Origin of the sequence: uncultured Tateyamaria sp. (genome assembly GCF_947488715.1) — a bacterium.
Classification (GTDB): Bacteria; Pseudomonadota; Alphaproteobacteria; order Rhodobacterales; family Rhodobacteraceae; genus Tateyamaria.
Window position 1 is genome coordinate 1 of record NZ_CANLAG010000023.1, and the last position, 668, is coordinate 668.

A 668-nucleotide genomic window follows, 5' to 3' on the forward strand; every position below is an offset into this window, starting at 1 on the left:
TTTCGATCCGGTTACGCCGTTTGTAGCGGCGCTTGTCGTACTTGACGGTTTTCTTCCGCTGCTTCCGGCCAGGGATACATGCCCGTATCCCCTTGTCTTTCAACGCGTCTCTGAACCAATCCGCGTCATAGCCGCGATCCCCGAGCAGCCAGTCGACATTTGGCAGGCCCGCGAGCAGCGCCCGCGCACCGATGTAGTCACTGACTTGTCCGGCAGTGACGAAGAGGTCGAGCGGGCGACCTTGGCTGTCGCAGATGGCGTGCAGCTTGGTGTTCATGCCGCCCTTTGTCCTGCCGATCAGGCGTCCACGCCCCCCTTTTTGACGCCCATGCTGGTCGCGGTGCGGTGGGCCTTCAAATAGGTCGCGTCGATCATCACAGTCTTCGTCTCGCCGTGTTCCGCAGCCAACCCGGTCATCATCCGGGCAAAGATTCCCTTATCGCTCCACCGCTTCCAGCGATTGTACAGGGTCTTGTGCGGACCGTATTCCGCAGGCGCGTCGCGCCACCGCAAGCCATTGCGATTGATGAAAATAATCCCGCTCAACACACGCCTATCGTCGACGCGCGGCCTACCGTGGGACTTGGGAAAGAAGGGCTCAAGGCGCGCCATCTGCGCGTCGCTCAACCAGAAAAGATCAGACATACTAACCGCTCGTTTGTGAATCG

General features: G+C 59.9%; 1 pseudogene. It reads right to left on the reverse strand.

Annotated features, from left to right (window positions below):
• A pseudogene (locus Q0936_RS20360) lies at positions 1 to 645 on the reverse strand (IS5 family transposase); the annotation flags it as partial.
• Positions 646 to 668 lie beyond the last annotated feature (23 nt).